Origin of the sequence: Sandarakinorhabdus glacialis (assembly GCF_014643455.1) — a bacterium.
In the GTDB taxonomy this organism is placed as follows: domain Bacteria; phylum Pseudomonadota; class Alphaproteobacteria; order Sphingomonadales; family Sphingomonadaceae; genus Sandarakinorhabdus; species Sandarakinorhabdus glacialis.
Map to the genome: position 1 here is coordinate 191,877 of NZ_BMJM01000004.1, position 20,043 is coordinate 211,919.

18 protein-coding genes are annotated in these 20,043 nt (G+C 58.8%); 5 read left to right on the forward strand and 13 right to left on the reverse strand.

The window, feature by feature from the left end; all coding sequences use genetic code 11:
* Nucleotides 1-9: 9 nt before the first annotated feature.
* The 3 genes from IEW98_RS07540 to IEW98_RS07550 all read right to left on the reverse strand — a co-directional run bounded on the left by IEW98_RS07540 (nucleotide 10) and on the right by IEW98_RS07550 (nucleotide 4,032).
* Complete coding sequence (locus IEW98_RS07540; RefSeq protein WP_188762314.1) at nucleotides 10-2,379, reverse strand: TonB-dependent receptor; 2,370 nt, start codon at nucleotides 2,377-2,379, stop codon at nucleotides 10-12.
* A gap of 75 nt (nucleotides 2,380-2,454) precedes the next feature.
* Entirely contained in the window at nucleotides 2,455-3,471 is a 1,017-nt protein-coding gene (locus tag IEW98_RS07545) for a sulfate ABC transporter substrate-binding protein (protein WP_188762315.1), read from the reverse strand.
* A 135-nt stretch (nucleotides 3,472-3,606) separates the two neighbouring features.
* Nucleotides 3,607-4,032, reverse strand: a complete 426-nt coding sequence (locus IEW98_RS07550) for an RrF2 family transcriptional regulator (RefSeq protein ID WP_188762316.1) — start codon at nucleotides 4,030-4,032, stop codon at nucleotides 3,607-3,609.
* Between the two features lie 272 nt (nucleotides 4,033-4,304).
* On the opposite strand from IEW98_RS07550, the gene IEW98_RS07555 reads away from it, so the two are divergent.
* The 3 genes from IEW98_RS07555 to IEW98_RS07565 all read left to right on the forward strand — a co-directional run bounded on the left by IEW98_RS07555 (nucleotide 4,305) and on the right by IEW98_RS07565 (nucleotide 7,437).
* On the forward strand, nucleotides 4,305-4,646 hold the full coding sequence (locus IEW98_RS07555) for a UrcA family protein (protein WP_188762317.1): 342 nt from the start codon (nucleotides 4,305-4,307) through the stop codon (nucleotides 4,644-4,646).
* Between the two features lie 244 nt (nucleotides 4,647-4,890).
* Nucleotides 4,891-6,402 (forward strand): capsule assembly Wzi family protein, encoded by a 1,512-nt coding sequence (locus IEW98_RS07560; RefSeq protein ID WP_243450633.1) that lies wholly within the window; start codon nucleotides 4,891-4,893, stop codon nucleotides 6,400-6,402.
* 81 nt (nucleotides 6,403-6,483) lie between these two features.
* The gene (locus tag IEW98_RS07565) at nucleotides 6,484-7,437 is read left to right on the forward strand and encodes a Wzz/FepE/Etk N-terminal domain-containing protein (protein ID WP_188762319.1); all 954 of its coding nucleotides are present in this window, start codon (nucleotides 6,484-6,486) and stop codon (nucleotides 7,435-7,437) included.
* Here IEW98_RS07565 and IEW98_RS07570 read toward each other — a convergent pair.
* The 10 genes from IEW98_RS07570 to IEW98_RS07615 form a co-directional block, all read right to left on the reverse strand.
* Nucleotides 7,434-8,351: a GDP-mannose 4,6-dehydratase gene (locus IEW98_RS07570; protein ID WP_188762320.1), complete on the reverse strand. Its 918-nt coding sequence runs from the start codon at nucleotides 8,349-8,351 to the stop codon at nucleotides 7,434-7,436. The two genes, IEW98_RS07565 and IEW98_RS07570, sit on opposite strands and share 4 nt — an antisense overlap.
* Complete coding sequence (gmd, locus tag IEW98_RS07575; protein WP_188762321.1) at nucleotides 8,338-9,372, reverse strand: GDP-mannose 4,6-dehydratase; 1,035 nt, start codon at nucleotides 9,370-9,372, stop codon at nucleotides 8,338-8,340. The genes IEW98_RS07570 and gmd overlap by 14 nt, the downstream gene beginning before the upstream one ends.
* A 60-nt stretch (nucleotides 9,373-9,432) precedes the next feature.
* Entirely contained in the window at nucleotides 9,433-10,221 is a 789-nt protein-coding gene (locus IEW98_RS07580; RefSeq protein WP_188762322.1) for a glycosyltransferase, read from the reverse strand.
* Nucleotides 10,218-11,213 carry a glycosyltransferase gene (locus tag IEW98_RS07585; protein WP_188762323.1) on the reverse strand — a complete coding sequence of 332 codons (996 nt, stop codon included), beginning with the start codon at nucleotides 11,211-11,213 and terminating at the stop codon, nucleotides 10,218-10,220. The genes IEW98_RS07580 and IEW98_RS07585 overlap by 4 nt, the downstream gene beginning before the upstream one ends.
* A gap of 33 nt (nucleotides 11,214-11,246) precedes the next feature.
* Nucleotides 11,247-12,512, reverse strand: coding sequence for a hypothetical protein (locus IEW98_RS07590; RefSeq protein ID WP_188762324.1), 1,266 nt, complete (start codon nucleotides 12,510-12,512; stop codon nucleotides 11,247-11,249).
* Nucleotides 12,509-13,534 (reverse strand): glycosyltransferase family 2 protein, encoded by a 1,026-nt coding sequence (locus IEW98_RS07595; protein ID WP_279380355.1) that lies wholly within the window; start codon nucleotides 13,532-13,534, stop codon nucleotides 12,509-12,511. Before IEW98_RS07595 ends, IEW98_RS07590 begins: the two co-directional genes overlap by 4 nt.
* Nucleotides 13,483-15,021, reverse strand: coding sequence for an oligosaccharide flippase family protein (locus IEW98_RS07600; RefSeq protein ID WP_188762326.1), 1,539 nt, complete (start codon nucleotides 15,019-15,021; stop codon nucleotides 13,483-13,485). Before IEW98_RS07600 ends, IEW98_RS07595 begins: the two co-directional genes overlap by 52 nt.
* A gap of 2 nt (nucleotides 15,022-15,023) precedes the next feature.
* Complete coding sequence (locus IEW98_RS07605) at nucleotides 15,024-15,686, reverse strand: class I SAM-dependent methyltransferase (protein WP_188762327.1); 663 nt, start codon at nucleotides 15,684-15,686, stop codon at nucleotides 15,024-15,026.
* A 7-nt stretch (nucleotides 15,687-15,693) separates the two neighbouring features.
* Nucleotides 15,694-16,494 carry a glycosyltransferase gene (locus IEW98_RS07610; protein WP_188762328.1) on the reverse strand — a complete coding sequence of 267 codons (801 nt, stop codon included), beginning with the start codon at nucleotides 16,492-16,494 and terminating at the stop codon, nucleotides 15,694-15,696.
* A gap of 85 nt (nucleotides 16,495-16,579) precedes the next feature.
* A complete protein-coding gene (locus tag IEW98_RS07615) occupies nucleotides 16,580-17,419 on the reverse strand; it encodes a class I SAM-dependent methyltransferase (protein WP_188762329.1) in 840 nt (279 codons plus the stop codon).
* A 339-nt stretch (nucleotides 17,420-17,758) separates the two neighbouring features.
* Here IEW98_RS07615 and IEW98_RS07620 point away from each other — a divergent pair, with 339 nt between their 5' ends.
* Nucleotides 17,759-18,511: a class I SAM-dependent methyltransferase gene (locus IEW98_RS07620; protein WP_188762330.1), complete on the forward strand. Its 753-nt coding sequence runs from the start codon at nucleotides 17,759-17,761 to the stop codon at nucleotides 18,509-18,511.
* Between the two features lie 84 nt (nucleotides 18,512-18,595).
* Nucleotides 18,596-20,041 carry a mannose-1-phosphate guanylyltransferase/mannose-6-phosphate isomerase gene (locus IEW98_RS07625; RefSeq protein ID WP_188762331.1) on the forward strand — a complete coding sequence of 482 codons (1,446 nt, stop codon included), beginning with the start codon at nucleotides 18,596-18,598 and terminating at the stop codon, nucleotides 20,039-20,041.
* Nucleotides 20,042-20,043: the final 2 nt, after the last annotated feature.

The window sequence follows — 20,043 nt, forward strand, 5'->3', positions numbered from 1 at the left end:
CAGCGGCCGTCAAAAACGAGCCTTGGCGGTGACGCCGTAGGTGCGCGGATCACCCAATTGACCAACGATAAGCCCGGTGCTCGATGGCGCTGCGGTCAGGAAATCGAAATATTCGGTGTCAAAGGCGTTGCGGACCCAGCCGAACAGCTCCCAACCGCCTTGGGTGCGATAACCGGCACGGAGGTTGGTGAGGACATAGCCTTCGATGTTCTGGACGGTCGACGGCGTTGCGCTGGAGGAGAAATCCGACCGCAGGCTGCCATCGACGCCGACGTAGAAGTCGCCCTCCTGGCCGAAGACGGCGCTCGGGATACGGTATTCGGCGCCGTAGCTGATGGCGTATCTGGAAACGCCGGGAAGGCGGCCGCCGGACGCATCGACGAACTGGACGGCGCCCCCGGACAGTTCGATCGGCGGCGGCGCGCCGGGGAAGGAGATGTATTTGGCGTCGGTGTAGGCGAGGTTGAAATAGGCGTTGAGGTCTTTCGCCGGGCGCAGCGCGACATCGAGCTCGAAGCCTTCACTGCGGACCTTGGGCACGTTGGCGAGATAGCCGCGGATGACGCCGACGGCACCGCTGATCACGGTCGCCTGGTAATCGGTGATGTCGGTGCGGAACGCCGCGAGGTTGATCGTTGCCGCGTTGCCACCGAACTGGGTCTTGAGGCCGAACTCGTAATGGTTGACGCTTTCGGGACGCACGGTGGCGAGTTCGGTCGCGGGGGTGACGCCGTCGGCGCGGGTGGGAATGCCCGACAGGTTGATGCCGCCCGACTTGAACGACCGTGCATAGGTTGCATAGGCGAGGATTTCGTCGGACGGCTTCCACGCTAGCGTGACGTCGCCCGACAGGTTCCAGTCGCTGAACACCGCCTGATAATTCTGGTTCTGCAGGACGCCGTTCTTGATCGTCTGCTGCGCCGGCGTCACCGGGGTCAGGCCGCCGGTGACGACCGAGCTGTAGGAACCGTCCTTCTTGTCGTAGTTGACGCGGACACCCGGCGCGATGCTGATGGTATCGCTGACGTTCCAGGTCAGCTTGCCGTAAAGCGCGGCGCTGTCGTTCGTGTAGCGAATGTCGTTGTCCGAACGCAGGCCATTGATGAGGCCGGGGTTGGCGGCGTTGACGGTGGGCCCGAGCAGCCACAGCCCGGCGGCGCTGCCCTGTTCCTGGACGCCCTGGGTGTTGATCGTCTGGCGAAAGTAGAACAGGCCGACGACGTAGTCGAAGCGGTTGCTGCCGTTTGAGGTGAGGCGCAGTTCCTGGCTCAATTGGCGCTGTTGCGACGGATTGGCCGAGATCGTGGTGATCGGCAGCCCGGTGAAGTCGCGGTCGTTGCTGGGCAGCCAATCCCATTTGCGCCACGCCGAGATCGAGGTGATCGTCGCGGGCCCGATATCCCAGTTGGCGAGCAGCGAGGCGCCGGCGATGACCTGGCGCGCCTGTAGCGGCGAATCATTGTCGACAAGGCGGTCGAACGGATTGGTGCTGGCAGGGGCATAGTTCGACAAGCGGGCGAGATTGGCGAATTGCCGGTTGGCGGCGCGGGCGGTGGGCACGACCGTCACGTAATTCTGGGCAAAGGCCTCGGGATTTTGACGGTTGTAGTCGCCGCTGAGGGTGACATCGATGGTCTCGCTGGCTTGCCAGAACAATTGCCCGCGCAGGCCCAGATTGTCGGTCTCGTTGACGTCGCGCCCGGTGACGGTGTTGAACAGGGTGCCGTTGCGCTTGGACAAGGAGACGCTGATGCGGGCCGCGAGCTTGTCGGCGACCAGCGGCCCCGACACGGAGGCCTTGGCCTGGATGAAATCGAGATTGCCGTAGCTGAGTTCGGCGCGGCCTTCGAAATCGAAGGTCGGGCGGCGCGTGGTGATGTTGAGCGCGCCGGCGGTGGTGTTCTTGCCGTAGAGCGTGCCTTGCGGCCCGCGTAGCACCTCGACCTGCTCGACATCGACGAAATCGAGCGTCGAGGCGGCGATGCGGGCGTAATAGACCTGGTCGATGTAGAGCCCGACGCCCTGTTCGATGCCGTCGTTGGTCAGGCCGAACGGCGCGCCGAGGCCGCGGATATTGATCGCCGTATTGCGCGGGTTCGAGGTGTTGAACTGGACGGTTGGCTGCAGCTGGACCAGCCGGCTGATGTTGAATGCGCCGGTCGATTCGATCTGGGCGCCGCCGACGACCGACACGGCGAGCGGGACGTCCTGGACGGCTTCGGAGCGGCGGCGGGCGGTGACGAGGATTTCGCCTTCATCGACGGGAGCGGCAGCGATCGCCTGGGCGGTTGCCTCGAGTGGCTGGGGTTGCGACTGGGCCTTTGCCGGCGTGATGGGCAGCGCGGCGATCGACATCAGCAGCAGGGCTTTGTTGGTCATGGCATACTCCGAGGGCGCGATTTGTCCGGGTGGTGCGGGGCAACGCTTTGCAGGTCGGTTTGTCGATAATGGCGGTTAGCCGCCGCCTTCGTAGATCTGGTCGAACACACCGCCGTCGGAAAAGAAGATTGCCTGCGCCTTGGCCCAGCCGCCGAAGTTTCGGTCGATTTCGAACAATTGCATGTTCGGAAAACGATCGGCGTATTTGGCCGCGATCGCCGGGTCACGCGGACGATAGCCTTTGCGGGCGACAATCTCCTGTCCTTCGGGCGTATAGAGAAAGCGCAGATAGGCATCGGCGACGGCGCGGGTGCCGCGCTTTTCGACGACCTTGTCGACAATGGCGACGGCTGGCTCGGTGCGGATCGAAACCGACGGGCGGACGATTTCGAAACGGTCGGCGCCGAGCTCCTGTGCGGTCAGCAGCGCCTCGTTTTCCCAAGTGATGAGGACGTCACCAAGGCCGCGTTCGGCAAAATTGACGGTGGCGCCGCGTGCACCCGAATCGAGGATCGGGACGTTGGCGAAGACGCGTTTGACATAGTCCTGCGCGGCGGCGGGCGAGCCGTATTTCTTCTGGCCATAGCCCCAGGCAGCGAGGAAATTCCAGCGCGCACCGCCGCCGGTTTTGGGGTTGGGGGTAATGACCTTGATACCGGGACGGGCGAGATCGTCCCAGTCGCGGATGTTGCGCGGGTTACCCTTGCGGACCAGAAAAACGATAGTCGAGTAATAGGGGGTCGAGTTTTGCGGCAAGCGCGCTTGCCATTCGGCAGGGAGCAGCTTGGCCCGAGTCGAGATCTCGTCGATGTCCTGGCCGAGGGCGAGGGTGACGACATCGGCCTGGAGGCCATCGATGACCGACCGCGCCTGCTTGCCCGAGCCGCCGTGTGATTGGTTGATGACGACGTCGTCGCCGGTCTTGAGCTTCCAGTCGTGCGCAAACGCTGCGTTGATGTCCTTGTACAGCTCGCGCGTCGGATCATAGCTGACGTTAAGGATCGAGACGGTTGCAGCAAGCGCCGTTGCAGGCATGAGCCACGGCGCCGTCAGTGCCGCTACGGCCGCGATGACGATGGCGATGCGGCGCATTGCGGTTGTGATTCCCCTTTGTCACGCAAAGCTTATTCCTATGCAGATGATAGGCAATAAGATTCTACTTGGCACGGCTAAAGTCCGGCTTCGCGCAACGTCAAACCCGCAGGCGGGTTTTGGCGTCGCTGCGTTTCAGGCGGCTTCGCGGGCGATCGACAGGTCGGCCAAGGTCGTGTGGTCGAGAATCGCGGCGGTATTGTCGCGCACCGTCAGCATGACCTTGCGAATGACGCAGGTCGATTCCTCGAAGCAGTCAGCGCAGCGCTGGTAGGCGGATACGGACACGCAGGGGACGAGAGCCAGTGGGCCTTCAATCATGCGGATGATCTCGCCGAAACTGATCTGGCTCGCCGGCCGGGCCAGGCGATAGCCGCCCATCTTGCCGCGGAAGCTTTCAACAAGGCCGCCGTTCTTGAGATCGAGCAGGATGATCTCGAGGAATTTGCGCGGCAATTTCTGGTCTCCTGCAATGACCGAGATTGGCACCGGCGCGACGCCGCCCGTGCGAGCGATGAAGATGAGCGCACGGAGTGCATAGCGGGAACGCTGGGTGAGCATGATTGACCCTAGTCTATGCACCGCGGGACGTTAACGGGCAAGTCTGACGGGCGGTTCGCGATCCACATTGGGCGACACGCCAAATGTACGGAATATGTACCGATATTTGGCAGGATCGTTACGGACGTCGTCCCGACTGCGCAACGTAAAAATGGCTAAGTCGTTGATATGGTGTGCGGCGGCTAACTTATTCGTGGTTGGCACGGGACATGCAAAGCACCGGATATCGGAGGCCGGGTGGTCCGGATCTTCGCCAACCAGAGGACTTCACCATGTTCGCAAATGCTTTCACGACCGTTTCGCACACCGCCCTTCGCACCATTGCCGGTACACTCGGCACCGTCATCTTCGCCGGCGCCTGCCTGTTCGGTGCGACCGCGCCTGCTGCCGCTGCCGAGACACCGCGCACGACTTATGTGACGATCAGCGACCTCAACCTCGGCAATGCGGTCGATCGTTCGCGGCTTGCGTATCGCGTCAATCATGCGGCCCGCCAGGTTTGCTGGAACGGCAGCGACGATGTCCGCTCGCGCAACGAGGAAGCACGCTGTGTCGATTCGGCTCGCGCCGGCGCGCTCGCCCAGACCAACATCACCATCGCATCGCGCGACTGAACCTTGGATGCGCGATGAAACCGAAGGCGGGGCGGGGGATCTCCCCGCCCCCTTTTTTCGTCCAGCGCGCGACAGGACGGTAGCTGGACCGGGTGACCAAATCGTCATGGCCCTAGCCGCGTCGGGCGTTCCGCTTTAAGGCGGGGCACGTTCCGGCGATAACGATCATTCCGCACAAGGCCTTGCACCGATGCGTCCGACTTTTTGCCGAGCGCTTGGCTCTGTTGCACTGCTTTTGACCGCCGTGCCCGCCGCAGCCGGTCCGCTGGCGTTGGTCGGTGACGTACAACTGCGTCAGGACGTGGACCTGCTCAAGGCGGCGGGCCTGATCGACGGGCCGGTCGATAGCTGGCCGCTGCCGTGGGCGCAAATCGATGCCGGCATCGATCGCGCGCATGACGGCCGCGAGCTCGATCCCTATCTGAAATCGGCGGTTTCGCGGCTGGATCGGCTGGGCAGGCTCGCCTCGAAGGGCGTCGTCGTCGATGCACGTGTCAGCGGCACCAACAATGTCTCGGTGGCGCGCGACTTCGGAACGCTGGCACGCGCCAAGGGCGACGCTTCCGCCTCCGTGGAGTTCAATACAGATGTAGTGAGTGTCAAACTGGGCGGCGGTTTGCGGACCGACCAGGACGGCGATGCGTATAATTTCGAGCCATCACAAGCGGTCGTGCGGCTCGGCAACTGGGCGGTCTATGGCGGTTACACCGAGCAATGGTTTGGGCCGGGGCAGGACGGTGCGCTGCTATTTTCCAACAGTGCGCGGCCGTTCCCCAAAATCGGCATCAAGCGGCTGATGCCCGATGCGATCGATTTTCCGGTGCTGCGCTGGCTCGGGCCGATCCGGCTGGACCTGTTTGCCGGAGTCATGGATGAGGACCGCGATTTTCGGAATACCGTGGTGGTCGGCACGCGGCTGAGCTTCGCACCCGGCCGGCGTTGGGAGATCGGACTGAATCGCGCGCAGCAACTGTGCGGGGACGGGCGGCCCTGCGGGTTCAGCCAGATCCTGAATTCGTTCATCGGCTTCGGCAATGCCGACAATTCGACGGTCGGCGATACCCAGGCGTTTCTCAATCAACCGGGCAACCAGATTGCCGGGTTCGACATCAGCTATACGCATCGGTTCGGTCCGGTGGCGGCGAAGTTCTATGTCGAGGCTGAGGCCGAGGATTTCGATAACGTCATTCTCGAACAATATATGCGGATGATCGGTACATCGGTGTCGGGACCCTGGGGCAGCAAGGGTGCGGTGTGGACGGCGAAACTGGAATATAGCGACACCTATGCGACATCGTTGTTCAATGGCACGCCGCTTGAATCGCTGACCGGCGGGCAGACGCGCTATCCGGCCTCGGCTTATAATAACGTTCTTTATTACACTGGCTTCACCTACAAAAACCTGCCGATTGGGCACTGGACCGATGGCGATTCACGCAACCTCATGTTCGCGGGTACACTGACGGATACGAGAAATCGCCGGTGGTATGCGTCGTTGCGTTCGGTGCACCTGAATGTAACCAATACAGGAAATCCGCCGTGGGTCGTCGGCGGGCCTGGATTGCCAACCCACCCGATCAGTTACCGAGTGTCGGCAAATTCCGAGACGTTCGCAATCTTGACGGCGGGCGCTGAGGTGCCGACTGCCTATGGTGACCTGAGAGTAGAAGCTAGATATCAAACCGACTCCCCGAATACACCGGAACGGCGGGAGGGACGCGCAGCGGTCGAGATGTCGCTGCGTCAGCGGTTCTGATAAACGCTGGGCCGAGAGTGGCCGGCGCTCAGGCTGGCAGTGCCTCTTGCGCATCTTCGGCGCATGGATATTGAAGACATAATGACCGAAGTTACAAGCGCCAGAATTCCTGAACCAGGCGAGATCGATCTTGCAGCCTTGGCTCGGCGGGTATGGTCGCAGCGTTGGACCGGCATGCTGTTCGTTGTGGCATGTGTCGCCATGGCTGTGGCCTATCTCCACGCTGCGCCTCATCGATATATGGCGGTCATGGTGGTCACTCCGGCCGATCAGAGCGGCTCGAAGGCAGCCGGAAATCTTGCTGGGCTGGGGTCTCTTGTCGGCTTGAACCTGAATGAACAGGCTGGATCGGCTTTCTCTATGTATGGAGAGGCGGCGACTTCCTACGCCGTGGCGCAATTGCTGAATTCTGATCGCGATCTGATGAAGCGAGTTTTCCCCAGATCCTGGAATGATCGAGAGAATCGCTGGCAGGAACCACCGTCGGCAATCAGGCCTCTGATAAAAAGCATAAAATCTCTACTGGGCATGCCTATACGGCCTTGGCACGAACCCGACGCGTCTGACCTCAAGACGTATCTCGATCGGGAACTGTCCGCTTCCGAGGACAAGCGTAAGGCTGCGATCACGCTATCCTACGAAAATGAAGATGCTAAATTCGCCAGGATTTTTCTTGGCCGGGTTAATGCAGCCGCCGATGGCTATATGAGAGAACAGGCGCTGGCGCGGGCAACAACCTATGTCGAGTATCTCGAGCAGCGCCTCGCGCAGGTCCAGGTCGCGGAATATCGGCAATCGATGGCCCAGGTTCTCGGAAACTATGAAAAAACCAGAATGATGGCGAGTTCGACTGCCTCCTACGCTGCCGAACCATTCGGGGGTATCTGGGTTTCGCAAGATCCAACCAGTCCAAAACCGCTGCCAGTAATTGCCTTGGGGTTCTTCGCAGGGCTGGCGATATGGCTCATCCACGTATTTGCAGTATTGCCGGCTTTTGCAGCGCGTCGGCGCCGGCGGCTTCAACGGACGGGCTAATCCAGACCGTCCACCAGCATCCATCGTAGCGTGTGTTCGAAGCTGCGCGAAGACCATTCCGGTAGAGCTGCGCAAAGTCGCTGGTTGGAGCCAACCAGTGTCTTGATTTCATTGGCCCTGACAAAATCGGGGTTGACTGAAACATTGAGGTCATGGCCGGTGATTTGTCGTGCAATTCTCAAAATGTCGTCGATCGAATGGATACTTCCGGAGCACAGGTTGAAAACACCTTGGCAACATGCGTCTGCCAACCCGGCATAGGCAGCAGCGATATCGCGAACGTCGGAAAAGTCTCGATAAACATCGAGATTGCCCAACTCGATATTCGGAACGCGCTTTCGAAATGCTGCAACAATTTTTGGAACCAGGAATCGCTCTGATTGGCCGCGGCCCGTGTAATTGAACGGCCGCACGATCGTTACCGGGAGACGGTCCGACCAAATCCGAGCAAGATTCTCAACCGCGTGCTTGCTTATGGCATAGTCGTTTTCCGGTCGGGCTTCGGATGTTTCATCCAATGGTGAAACAGGCGAATTGCCGTAGATATTGGCGCTGCTCGCAATAATCACAGAATGCGGGCGGTGGCTGTCGGCCGCGGTCAGGGCCGACAGCAAATTGCGCGTCCCCATGATGTTGGTCAGATAGATCGATTCGACATCGCGTGTGGCGACGAACGAAATCGCGGCGAGATGGATAACGTGGCTAGGCCGGATTTCGGCCACTAGCGCTGTGATTGCGTCAGGGTCGCGCAGGTCGATATCGCTTCGGTGCACACCGGTCGATGAACCATGGAACGTACCGTAGACTTCAAACCCGCGTTGCCGCAGCTCTGTCTCGATGAACGGGCCAGTAAAGCTGTCGATACCGGTGACAAGGGCGCGGAGAGGTTCGCCGCCACGTTCAGAATGACGCATCGCGCCGGTTTCTATCCATGTCCGCCTCAATCATCATCTGGCAGAGTGATTCCAAGGTGGTTTCGGCACGCCATCCAAGTTCACGATGCGCTTTGGATGCGTCGCCGATGAGCAATTCGACTTCTGTGGGCCGGTAGAAGTCTGGATTTATCCTCACAAGCTCACGCCCCGATTTCCGGTCGAGGCCGCGTTCATGTTCGCCCGCGCCGTCGAACTCCAGATCGAACCCAGCCGCTTTCCCGGCGAGTTGCACGAAGCTGCGCACGGTTTCGGTCCGATTGGTAGCCAGCACAAAAGTGTCGGCGGTGTCGACCTGCAGCATGCGCCACATGCCGTCGACATATTCCTGCGCAAAACCCCAGTCGCGTTGTGCATCGAGATTGCCCAACTCCAGGACATCGAGCTTTCCGAGGCTGATTTTGGCCATGCTATCGGTAATCTTGCGAGTCACGAACTCTCGACCACGCAAGGGGGATTCGTGGTTGAACAGGATGCCGCTGCTGGCGAATAGACCATGTGCTTCCCGGTAGTTGATGGTCATCCAGTGCGCGTACAGCTTGGCAACGCCGTATGGGCTGCGGGGATAGAATGGTGTCGATTCAGACTGGGGCACGGCCTGCACTTTGCCAAACATTTCGGAAGTGGAAGCTTGATAGAACCGGATCGACGGATCGATGATTCGGATTGCCTCAAGCATGTTGAGCGCACCGATCCCCGTGATCGCGGCTGTCGCTGATGGCTGCGTGAACGACACACCGACAAAACTTTGTGCAGCAAGATTGTAGATTTCCTGCGGCTTGGCATTGCTGACCAATGTCATGCAAGAGGCGGGATCGGTAAGATCGAATTCGATCAGCTTCAATCGGGGATGGTCAAGGATGCCGAGGCTCTCGAGACGCCAGAAGTTGACAGAGCTTGTCCGCCGAAATCCGCCGTGGACGCGATAGCCTTTGTCCAGGAGCAATTCGGCGAGATACGCGCCATCCTGCCCAGTGATGCCGGTGATCAATGCTGACTTCATTTGATTATGGCTTCTCATCGATAAAATATTGGTTGGGCGGGGCATCTGCAACCGGCGACATCAAGGTCGGGATGCCGGTAACGTGACGCGCCAGAAGGTCGAGCTGGTCCATATACGAAACAGGCTGGCAAGATGCCAGCGCAGGTGACGGCTGGATCGGTGACTGTCACGTTGGGCGTCGTGAGTGACGCTTACGTTTTGATCTACCGCAAGTACGTAGCCGGTGTTATAAAGCCGGGCGCAAAGATCGTAATCTTCGCAATAAAGAAAGATGCGATCATCGAACCCGCCGATCGACCGGAACGCGTCCGAGTCCAGCATCATGCACATGCCGGCCAGCCAGTAGAACGGCTGGCCCAATACGGACGCTGCTTGAAAGTCAATGATCCGGCGATCGCCGAGACGGCGGCGGACAAGTGACCACGGGGTCAGATTGCTGCGAACAGAGTCCTCTGTCGCCCCGCTGCTCGACTGAATCCGGGGGGCAACCACGCCGATGCGATCGATGGCGGCCGCGCTGAGGGCCAGACGCGAAAAGGTGTCGGGAGTATGGACGCCAAGGTCGGGATTGAGAATGAGAAACCACTTGGTGGAACATCGCGCAAATGCTGCATTGTGGTTGGAGCCAAAACCTTTTGGAGCAAAATTCTGAAGGACCTGAATCTGTAGATTGCCGAACACGGCTGCATCAACGTCTTCAGAAACGTTCAGAGTCAGTATCACTTTGACCCCAGACAAATCGGTTTGCCGGTTGAGATCGCTAAGAAGACGAACAAGCAAAGGCCCGTGACCGTGGCTAACGATCGATATAGTGACCTCATCGACAAGCGAGCTTGGCAACAGCATCATCCTTGCAACGTAGCGCCGATCTCGCTGAACAGCTTTGAGTAAGCGTGGCCGACGTCTTTCGCGCTCGGCCGCGGTCGCAAGCTTCTGCTATGCCAGCCAGCCGATCGTTCAAACGCCAATTCCAAGGCTTCGACCATGGCCTGCTGCCGAGTTGGATCAAAAAAAGAGGCTTCGCCATCGTAGAATTCCCGGTGAACCGGAATGTCCGAGCAAAGTACATCGCTTCCTAACGACAGCGCCTCGGCGATTGGTAGATTAAGTCCCTCATCGAGGCTGGGCGACCAAAGAAAGCGGCAGGTCAACAGCCATTGTCGCAGGATGGTGTCGGGCACATTTCGGTGTTGTTCGATGACGACATCCAAGCCCGACAAAGTGGCCAAGGCCGCAGGATCGATGGAACCCACTACACGTAGAACAATCCCGCGCCGCGTTGCCGTGCTGGCTGCAAAGCTTTCGACCGCCCGCCGCGTGTTTTTGTGAGCAAGTGTATTCGAAATCATCAGGACAAAGTCATCGGGTCGGTCCTGTGCAACCTCACTTTCCTGCTGAGGCGCGGTCACGGAAACATCAATAGGGCCAGGAAATACCAATACTTTGTCGGGATTGACCGAAAAATTGCGTAGAACCGCCGTCCGGGTCGAATTCGATATGCACACGACAGCCCGTGCATTTTCAAGCAGCCGACCAAATACGGTACGCAGCAGGGGTAACCGCCAATCATCGCGATAGACATGCTCGATGTTGATGCAATCGAGCACAGTCACGACGTGGTTGTGTGCGAACAATGGACCGCGGTGGCACGGCGACCAATAGATCGCGTCCCGGCGTCCTCGATCAAGCATCTCAAGAATCCTGACCAAGCGTGCATCGGGCGGTGTGGAATTGATTTCAATCTTCCCAGGCCAATCGAGGTTGGCCCGGACTGCCTCATAATAGCGCCGCGCACCAAGCGACGATTGGGCAACGGCGGTGCCATTTATGATCAGATCCATTCAGAGGCCTTCTACAGACGTTTTGCAGTCGATTCAGATAGCGACATTGGCGCCCGTGATTGAAAAGCCTGAAGCTTTGCCAGGTCCAAAACGTAACAATAGTGCTGCAACGAGCAGAATTGCAGTCGCACTGAAATAACCGGTGCCTCGAACCAAGAATTCGACAAGGTAACTGGCGAGAACAGCATGCGCAAATATGGTGCTTCGCGATGCGCCTCGCGGCTGCCGCGCGGCCTGACGCAGGCGGAGCAGAGACTGTACGCCAAGAGTAACGACGCCGGCGGCCAGGACAATGCCAATGACGCCGAACTCGCCCACCAATTTTGCCAATCCAAAACCTCCATCAAGGATATTTCCGTCCGCTCCGAGGATCAAGTAAATGACCCGGGAAATCTCGCTGTTTGTACCTTGAAGTCCAAGCTGTTGAAATCCCAGCCCCCAGCCTTGGGTCGTCCGCAGTGCTTCGTCGACCAGCTCCCAGCCTTGGAGATAGACTAACGTCGAGAGATTTGTGGTCTCGTCGCTAAAGTCCAGCCGGTCGAGAAAATAGGCGAGGTCGACCTGCGTAAGGACGATAGCCGAGAGTCCGGCCACCCCGGCAGGCACCAACCATCCACGGGAGCAGACAAGCACCACAAGCATCCAGCCGATGGCCAGCGTCAGGCTTTCGAGCGAAACGATGAGGACCAAGCCAAGCGCCAATATTGCAAGCCGGCGTCGAGAGGTGGCGGCCACGCAAGCGTACATGTAAAAGGGCACGAGGAGCAGAACGAAGTGCGAGGGTTCGGTGAACGGAAAGATCGGGTTGGAAAACTCGCGCGAGGCCGGCACACGTAAACCCAACAGTTTTGCGATGACAAAGAGGCCCATCACCGCAAGCACAATACGCACGGCCCGATCGAAACGCTGGTCCGATGTGGCTTTCATGGCGTTGGCTAGAACGGTGCCGCCGACGATGATAACAGTAAGAGGTAATAGCGATGCTGCGGCGTGCCAAGCGTCGGTGGGGTGCAACATTCCTGCAACAGCCAAATGAAGACCAATTGCGAGCGCAACAATCCCGACAAAGGCGAGGCTGCGAAGAATTGGCGACCGTAAACGGTTAGGTGCCAAAAGTGCTGCTATCGTGACAAAGATCGCCGTAACGGACGAACCGAGTGCCAGTGAAGTCGCCAAGCTGAAATAGAAAAGCAGGGTCGGAATGGTGACTATTGAAACCAGCACAATCGCAATGGGCAGTCGCACCGCGGCAGGCGAATTGCGGTTGAATTGCGGCAGGTCAATTGGCAGCACAGTCATGGAGCAGGTCGTGCTGCAATTGGGTTATTCAAGCAGGACTGGTCCCCGATTTGGACGAGCGCGTACCGCAGACCCTCGGCAATGGCCGCCAGTCGCGCCCGGCTCTGTGACAGGCTGTCTTTACGCAGTATAAAACACAAGGCGATCTTGCTGACTATGGGCACGAGGCGCAGCGCGATGCTCAGTTTGCCAAAATTCTTGCGCAGAAACAGCACCTGGTTCAGCTGATACATCCTGATAGAGAAAGCCGAGCTTTCGCCACCGGTCAGGGCGCTGACATCGTGCCGTATCACGGGGCTCGCGAGGAATCGTATCCGGATGCCATGCTTCGACCACCGCCAGCACAGGTCCACATCTTCCCAATAGACGAAGTAGTCCTCGTCAAAGAGGCCAGACGTTCGCAACATGTCTGTTGATACAAGTTTGCAGCAGCCCGGGGCAAACTCGGTCCAACGCTCTTTGAGTGATGCCGGCCAATCGGACTGCCCTTCTCCTTCCAGCTCGGCGCGAAATCCCCAAGCGCTGGAAAAATGTCCGCCCGCGTACCAAGTTACAGCCGGGGACCGATGATAGACGATATGGGGTGCATAAACTGCCGCATCGCCTGCTGATGCCCGCTGCATGAGCACTGCGAGGGCATCGGGCGAAAAGCTGGTATCGTTGTTGAGGATCAGCACCCACTCGATATTTTGCTCCATGGCCATGCGAAGCCCCTGATTGGTGGCACGCGCAAAGCCGACGTTGGCAGGATTCCGGACAAGTTGAAGGCGTGGGTCGCCCCAGGCCGCCAGCTGATCGACACTGTCGTCAGAAGAAGCATTATCGACCGCAATCAACGTCCAGTTTGTGTTGGTCTGGCTGTCCAGCGACGCCAGGAACTCCGGAAGCACGCTGGCGCTGTTGAAGGTTACGGTCACTACCGCAACGCGCGGTAGTTGATCGGTGTCTGATGTCAGATGGAGGTCGGGTATCAACTTGGAGATCCACGGCGAGACAGGTGTGCGAGGCGGAGGCCCAACCAAGAGGCCATCGCCACTCGATCTTTTCGAGTCAACGTCGCGAACCAGCCAACGCCGCCCGTCAAGATGATTACCAAGGCCAGACTTTCCCAGGTTGCCCGGACGGCGCTTGGAACCAGCATCCCCAGCAGTCCGATCGGCATCAACATCAGGGCTGGCCGCATCAGTGCCCGGACAAATACGCGCCACCCCGCCCGGGCGCCGGTAACTGACTTGAGCGGATCAAGCGCCAGCCAGGCAGCGACCCCGATACCGGCGCTAGCCAACGTGCCCAGCGCCACACCGGTGGCACCAAGCCAGATTCCAAGACCAATACTCAAGGCCAGATTCGCGATCGCCTCCAGCACAGGTCCTGGCCACCCCTTACCGTGCGTGTCGCTCGCTACAGAGCAGATCACGTACATCATCACACTGGTTCGAACGAGAAACGCTACCATCAGGATCGACATTACCAGCGATGATCGGGCTGCATATTCGTGGCCGACCCACATTCTCAATATTGGCTCGTTGCACAGGATCAACGGTATGGCGACCATAAGCGTGAAGGTGGCGCCGAGGCGTAATCCTTCGTGCAGGAAGGTTTCCATTGCCTTGCCGTTGCCTGACACATGGATACGGGAGGCCACCGGCAGGAATGCGTTATAAATCGACCCAACGACACCGGCAAAGATAGCGGACGCTGTCGCCGCCACGGCAAAGAATGGAACAGTCGGAAAATCGATACGCCCGAGTACCACAAGATCAACGCCGTTTATTACTAACGCCGCGACCTGCCAAAGCAGCAATGTGGCGCTGAACGTCCAGATTCTTCTTGCCACCAATCGTGATGCCAAGGATCGTCGGACGACAACGTGCGACGAAAGGCGATTTTGTGCTGTGACCTGTGCACCGAATATCAACAGATTTCCGGTCATGTGTGCAAGTGCAACTGCCATCAGGTTCGACGTAGCCACCGCCGCGATGACGATCAACGCACCTTGGGCGAGGCGACCGACAAACACGATCGCATTTGGTACATGGCTCCTTTGTTCGCCCATGAATTGTCCGGTTATGACCCCACCCGGCATTGTCAGGGACGCGCCAGCACTGATGGTCAGCAACGCAAGCCCGCCCATCTGCTGCAAGGAAGACGGCACCTGTGGCAGCAATCGTGCGATATTCAGCCCCGCGATGGCCATCAGAGCGATCAGCAACGCGCCGCCCAGTCCGGCGAGCACCAGAGCCGTGCTGACGTATTCATCGCGGTCGCCACCGTCGCCGCGAGCATTTGCGCTGGCTACATGGCGGGCGACGCTGATCTGTGCGACCGTCCCAAAAGCGGCCGCAATTGCAGTTACTTGCAAGACAATGACCCAAAGGCCGAAACTATCCGGGCTCAACGAGCGCGTTAAGATCGGTGGCAGAACGACCGCAAGAATTGCCGGGGCCAATCCCCCTATGATGTTCCACGCAGCATTGAAACCGGCGCCGCGCCCTTGTTCCTGTTGCACAGCTAGGCCGGCCTGTGGCCGAACAGCGCAATCTGAGTGCAAAACAGGTGCTCGCTTGCGCCGCCTGTCACGAGGTTGATCGTTCGTGCTGCCTTGCCAAAACCGCCGGATGGTCCGACCCGATCCACGACAAAACCGGCTTCGGTGAACATGCGGCGAAAGCTGGCCGGGGTGAACCAACGCAGATGGGTACGATCCATGACCCCAATTTCCGAATAGTCAAAGCGGCCGGTGAACAAGGCGCCAATAACGCGCCAGTGGCTAATGTTCGGTGAAGTGGCAACCATGATCCCGGACGGCTTCAGGAGTTTTACAAGCCGAGCAACAACGGCCCATGGATCGACGAGGTGTTCCAGGACTTCGCTTATGATGATGACATCAAGAGAGGACTCCTCGTACGGCAACTTCATGATTTCAACATTACCGACCAGAACCTCGGTCAGTACCGCGCCGGCCCGAGCCGCTGCCACGGGTTCAATCTCAATGCCGTAATAGCGGCCACATTTCCCAGTTTCGAGCGCGAGTGCACCGGTACCCCCGCTTCCACAACCAATCTCGAGGATAGTGGCGCCTGGAGCATGAGGTAGTTGTGCGACTAGGGAGTGGCGGGCGCCGCTAAAGTAATGCGACGGCTTGGCCGAATAGCTTTGATCGATCGCGTTCATACTGCCATTATGCATTGACTATGGACTCATATCCGACCGCTTTGGCCAGCGCGACGACGTCCGTGACGCGTGGCGGCTCTATTCCGGATCGCTTAATCATGCGGCGGCTGTACCACCAGTGACGCGCCCGCGCGCGAAAAAGCGGCAAGCCAGCGTGGGTGATCGTCGTCATGGATGTTACGATGGGCAGTCGAACTGCCCATTTTTTCTGCAGGAAGCGATACCCAGCCGTGAAGCCGCCTGCGAGACTAACAACCGGAATGGTGTTGTGCACGACCGGGGCCTGGATCACATGAGCGCTGCGACCTGCCGAAGCCGCCATCTGCACGATGTCGGTTCCGTACATGTGAAAATGGGGCAGATCTGGATCGAATGACAATCCGGCGTTCGTTCTCAAGATCAGTACGACCTCATCGAGCGATGCAATAGCGCCGGACAAGCCGCCATCACCGACCAATTCAAGCTGCTGGTCGCCGGACCATATCCGGCCGAGGTGCTTACCTTCTCGGGTAATTCCATAGACGCCCATGACTGCCCAGTCGGGCGACTCCTGGTCTAGGCGAAGGGCTTCCGATAATATCAGGGCAACCCAGCCCGCCGGCAGATACACATCCTGATGAACAAAAATGACCAGATCAGCCGTTGTTTCTGACAGGACCGTATTGTAGGCGGCCGAAGCCGATTCCGCTGCGCGCACAGGAATGAACTTGACGCGACCTGACGTCAGATCGGGCGACAGAGCCAATGTGTCTGCTAATATTTGCTCATTGTTAACCGCTGCCGCTATGACCACGGATCGGTGTGACATGCGTCGATCCTCCAGATGCTCGGATGGCGGTTTCCTAACCGCAGCTATCCCCCGGTGCAAGCAAAGCCTGTTGGTCGCAGCGTCGTTACACTGCCTGCATGACGACAAAAAACTCCTGATCGAACACCGCAGTTTGATGAACCCGGACCGGTATCAGTCTGATCAACTGCGTCGTGGCCAGTGCCCTCATCACATCTAGAAAACCTTCAGGCGTGAAGTACCAGGCGTGGACATCGACATACTCGCCATCGGCCGAATGTTTTTGTTCGGTCATGGCGGCATCGATTTCACTCTGTTCTCGATTCGAGCGCGGCTTTTTGCCATGAAAGCCAAGCCAGTGGGAGATTGCGCTATTGTGCGTTGTGAAGAGACTGTGGAGAAGTACGGAGCGTGCGCTATGAGTTCGGGCTTGGGTCGCCGCGTCGATGACTTCAGCGATAGTGGTCTCCGGAATGAAGTGGTCAAAGCAGAAGCGTTTATCGGGAACAATCATCAAATACTGGCCACCAAGTGCCAGAATATTTCGCACAGCTTGCAAGTGCGCAATTAGGTCGGGCTGATGTTCGATCACATGGCTACTGAAAATGGTGTGGAACTTGCGGTCCACGATGCGAAGATCACCGTTATATGAAACAAAATCGATCGGGGGGCATCGATCTGGCGAACGACCATGGGCAATAGCTCGCTGCTTGAGATCGTTTTGATCGAGCACGTCGAAGTAGGAAACATTAGTGCCTTCGAACTGGGGACAGTCGAATGGTCCGATTTCGAGAACCGAACCGGCGGTATCTATTCCTGCCAGAAAATCAGCGCGCGTCGTCGGGGGCGCCATGCCATCCGGATAGGCCCGAAGGCCGGCAGCAGCGCGCGCGACCAACTTCACGGTGCGCAGCGCCAGCCGACGCGATCGTTTCACCAGCGACATTTAAACACGTGCTCCAAATTGCGACTGGAGGAAAAGATCCCGGCAGCGATCCATACCTGTCTCGGATGAGCCGGACGGATGTTGAGGCCTCTATGACGCTTCGCGGCGCCTATCTCAACAGGTTGGTGCCCTGGTGCTATCTCCAATGGCTCTACGACAAGCTCCACCTGCCATTGCGGGCGGGAGCGTGCCGCGCTATCGCGGCGACCTTCAGACCGGGTTCACGACTTGAAACAAGGGTAAACAAGTTGCGTGCACGGAATTCGGCGCCGTTGAACGACGCCGGTAAGCGATAGCGCGAAGCGAGAAAGGGTATCGATGCCAGCCAGAGACTGGATAATGGGCGCCAAGAGCCGGCTTCACCGAGTTCTCGGTCTGCCGCCGCTGTATCCCAGCTTTGACGATGCGCAAGTTTCGGTCGACCGGGCGTTTGCGGAGTCGGAACAAGGCACATTGACGGATGTGTTCTTCTCGCAAAAGGGGCGCCGGGTGCATAAGTGGGTGCATTATCTGGGCATCTACGAACGGTATCTGAAAGGTTATCGCGGCACCGACTTCAAGATGCTGGAGATCGGCGTCAACAAGGGTGGATCACTCGATTTGTGGCGCGACTATTTTGGACCAACAGCTACGATATTCGGGATCGATATCGATCCCGCCTGCGCTGACAATGTGACTGCACCCAACCAAGTGCGTATCGGATCTCAAGACGATCCGGTATTTCTAAAGCGCGTCATCGCGGAACTCGGCGCGCCTGACATCATTCTCGACGATGGCTCGCACATCGGACGGCATCAGCGCGCGAGTTTCGACATCCTGTTTCCGCTACTTAAGGATAATGGCCTTTACATTATCGAAGACATGCACTCGGCGTATTGGCACGGCCTGTATGAGGGCGGTTTCAGGCGTAGGGGAACAGCGATCGAGCACGTCAAGGATATGATCGACGACATGCACGCCTGGTATCATAATCATGGCACGGTGTCGCCAGCGCGCGACCAGATCGGTGCGATTCATGTACACGATTCCATAACAATCATCGAAAAGGTTGCCGCGAAGGCCCGACCGACGCGGGTAATGGTTCCAAGCTGAACAAGCCAAGCATGGTGCACGGCTGTGTGCTTGGCATTGACTGAAGGCATGCCGCGCAAGACGTGGCGGATCGGAAACTCCTGAATGAATCCTATTGGCCTCTCGAACGTATTTCCCGTCGTGTTGTCAGGGGGAACGGGGACGCGATTGTGGCCATTGTCGCGAGCCCTGCATCCCAAGCAGTTGTTGGCTGTGACAGGTGGCGAGTCGATGATGCAGGGCACGATACGGCGGTTTCCCTCAAACGATGGGTTCGAGGCGCCGATCATTGTGGGCAGCGAAACGCTGCGATTCTTGATCGCGGACCAGCTCGAGGAGTTTGGGGTCGTGCCGACTTCGATTATATTAGAGCCGGCGGGGCGCAACACGGCGGCGGCGATCGCGCTTGCGGCGCATGTGGCGCTGGCTGCGGATTCCGATGCGGTGCTGGTCGTGGCGCCGTCCGACCATGTCATATCGGACTATGTGGCGTTTCGGACCGCGGTCGAGATTGCGCTGCCGGTAGCGCGGAGCGGGCAATTGGTGACTTTCGGCATTCGGCCCAATGCTCCCGAGACCGGCTATGGCTATATCGAACTGGGTGCACCGCTCGGCGATGTTGCGGGGGCGCATGCGGTTGCGCGGTTTGTCGAGAAGCCGGATGAACCGACGGCGCGAGGGTTTCTGGATGCGGGAAACTATGCCTGGAACAGCGGAATTTTCGTGTTCAGCGCAGCTACCTACATGGCCGAACTCGAGACCTATGCTCCCGGTGTAGCGGCTGCTTGTGCGGCAGCGATGGCAGGTTCGCAAAGGGATGGCCTGTTCATCCGCCCCGAACCTGCTGCGTTCGAGGCCAGCCCCTCAATATCAATCGATTATGCAGTCATGGAGCATACTACGAAAGCGGCTGTGGTGCCGGTTTCGATGGGTTGGTCCGACGTCGGTTCGTGGGCGGCGCTTTGGGAAATCTCCCAGCAGGACAAAAATGGCAATGCATTCGCCGGCGATGTGGTCTCGGTCGATTCGCACGGCTGCCTTGTCAGGGTCGACAATGGGCCTGCGGTGGCGATCGTCGGCGTCAGCGACCTCGTCGTCGTCTCAACGGCCGATGCAATCCTTGTCGTACCGCGTAGCCGGGCGCAGGAAGTCAAATCGGTTGTCGAGGAACTTGGTGCGCGCGATAGCCAGAGGCACTTGCTGCATACGGTCGTGCACCGGCCGTGGGGCACTTACGAGAACATCGATATTGGGGCGACATTTCAAACCAAGCGGCTGGTGGTCAAACCGGGTGGGCTATTGTCGCTGCAGTTGCACCACCATCGATCCGAACATTGGGTTGTCGTGTCCGGGTCAGCGATCGTGACGATCGGCGGCGTCGAGCGGGCGGTTGAGACCAACGAGTCGGCATATATTCCGGTAGGGATCCAGCACCGGCTCGAAAACCGCAGCGACGTGCCGTTGCACCTGATCGAAGTGCAATGCGGCGACTACCTTGGCGAGGACGACATCGTGCGATTCGAAGACAAATATGCCAGGGTTCCTCAGTAACC